The organism is Mesorhizobium sp. M7A.F.Ca.CA.004.06.1.1, assembly GCF_003999135.1.
In the GTDB taxonomy this organism is placed as follows: Bacteria; Pseudomonadota; Alphaproteobacteria; order Rhizobiales; family Rhizobiaceae; genus Mesorhizobium.
In genome coordinates this window covers 1-1,906 of record NZ_RZPQ01000948.1, presented here as the reverse complement: position 1 = coordinate 1,906, position 1,906 = coordinate 1, and the positions used below count along the sequence as shown (strand labels likewise).

Here is a 1,906-nt window from a genome sequence, read left to right as displayed (position 1 = left end):
TCCCGAGATTGCACGACTTCGTCGCGCACAACCCGCTGGTCGATTTGCGCGTGCTGGCCAGCGAGAGCCTGTCGAGCTTCCAGGCCGATGGCGTCGACATCGCGGTCAGGCAAGGCCGCCCGCCCTTCGGCGCTGGGCTGATCGTCGACCTGCTGTTTCCCCAGCAGATCGTCGCCGTCTGCAGCCCGGCCTTGCTGCCGGAAGGTGTTGCTGAAATCGCAGCCTCCGAAATCCAGCACCATGTGCTGCTGCACGATGCCCACAATCTGTGGCCGGAATTCATGGAGAAAGCGGTCGGCCTGAAGATGACGACCGAATTGAAACGGATGCGCTTCAACCAGACGGGCCTGGCCATCGACGCGGCCGTCGCCGGCCAGGGCATTGCGCTGGCCAGCCGCTTCCTCGTAGCCGCTGATCTCGCCACGGGCCGCCTGGTTCAGCCCGTCAGCGGCGAAATGCGCGGCACGCAGGATTTTTATGTCGTGATGCCGAGAAAACAGCGCCACCCCGAGCCGACGCAAGCCGTGCGGCAATGGTTGCTGGATGCGGGAGAAAGGCCGCCGCTCTAGATCGGCAGCAAGGCGTCGGGCTTCACATTGGCGATCGAAGCGTAGGTGTGTGTCTCCCGCACCCCGGGCAGCGGCAGGATGACGCGCTGCAGGAAATCCTGGAACATCGCCATGTCGGCGATGCGCGCCTTGACCAGATAGTCGAAGCCGCCGACCACCATGTGGCATTCGATGATCTCGGGCGCCCGCAGAACCGCCTCGGCGAAGCGGTCGAACACATGCGGCGCCGTGTGGTCGAGCCGCACCTCGATGAAGACGAGCTGCGCCTGCCCGATCCGAGCAGGATCGAGCACCGCGCGCACGGCGCGAATGAAGCCTTCGGCGAACAGCCGCTTGACGCGCTGCGTCGCCCCGGTCGGCGACAGACCGACCCGGCGCGCCAGATCGAGCGTCGTGCGGCGGCCGTCCTCCTGCAACAAACGTAGCAGCGAGCGGTCGATACGGTCGAGATCGTCCATTGCAGGATTCACACTTTTTGACCAGAACAAACGTGATAATCACGCCAAAGTAGCAAAAGCAGTATATTTCATCACGCTCCCGGACTGCAATACCGTTGTCGTGCAACCGACAACGAAAGCGTATCCCATGACATCAGCGATATCGACCTCCCGCAGCGCCCAGGCCAAGGGTGACATGCCCGTACTCATCCTGAGCGAGGCCGAGGTGAAAACCTGCATCGACCTGCGCCAGCTTCTCGACGTGCTCGCCGGCGGCTTCAAGGCCTTGTCCGGCGGCAAGGTGGTCAATCCGGCACGGCCGCAGCTCGATGTTCCGCAGGCCGGCTATTCGCTGGCGATGTCGGCATGGATAGCGGGCATGCATCTGACGGTGAAGATCGTCAACGTCTTCGAGGGCAACGTCGCCAAAGGCATCCCCAGCCACCTCGCCACCATCCATCTGTTCGACCCGCAGACGGGCATGCCGGTCTGCGTCATGGATGGCACCTACATCACCGCCGTGCGCACCTCCGGCTCGGCCGTGCTTTCGGTGCGTGAACTCGCCCGCCGCGACGCCAAGGTCGCGACGGTGGTCGGCGCCGGTGTGCAGGCCGGCCAGCATCTGCATCTTTTGCCGCTGGTGCGCGATTTCGCCGAAATCCGCGTTGTCTCGAAGGAGTTTTCGGATGCACAGGCGCTCGCCGCGCAACATCCCGGCGTCGTTGCCGTCGCCGATATCGAGGCCGCGGTGCGCTCGTCTGACGTCGTCTGCCTGGCAACGCATTCCTATGCGCCGGTGATCTCGGCCGACTGGGTGCGGCCCGGCACCCATGTCTCGTCGGTCGGCGTCGCCCCACCCGGCGGCGAGTTGCCGGTCGAGCTTGTCGGGCGGGCCATCCT

The 1,906-nt window shown here is 64.7% G+C and carries 3 protein-coding genes; 2 read left to right on the top strand and 1 reads right to left on the bottom strand.

The window, feature by feature from the left end:
• On the top strand, positions 1 to 569 hold a 569-nt coding region (locus tag EN906_RS32520; RefSeq protein ID WP_245484381.1), incomplete at its 5' end, for a LysR substrate-binding domain-containing protein.
• Here the strand turns inward: EN906_RS32520 and EN906_RS32515 are convergent.
• The gene (locus EN906_RS32515) at positions 566 to 1,027 is read right to left on the bottom strand and encodes an Lrp/AsnC ligand binding domain-containing protein (RefSeq protein WP_023813853.1); all 462 of its coding nucleotides are present in this window, start codon (positions 1,025 to 1,027) and stop codon (positions 566 to 568) included. The genes EN906_RS32520 and EN906_RS32515 overlap by 4 nt on opposite strands.
• 127 nt (positions 1,028 to 1,154) lie before the next feature.
• Here EN906_RS32515 and EN906_RS32510 point away from each other — a divergent pair.
• Positions 1,155 to 1,906 (top strand): ornithine cyclodeaminase family protein (locus EN906_RS32510; RefSeq protein WP_164777542.1); only part of this gene is annotated, 752 nt, incomplete at its 3' end.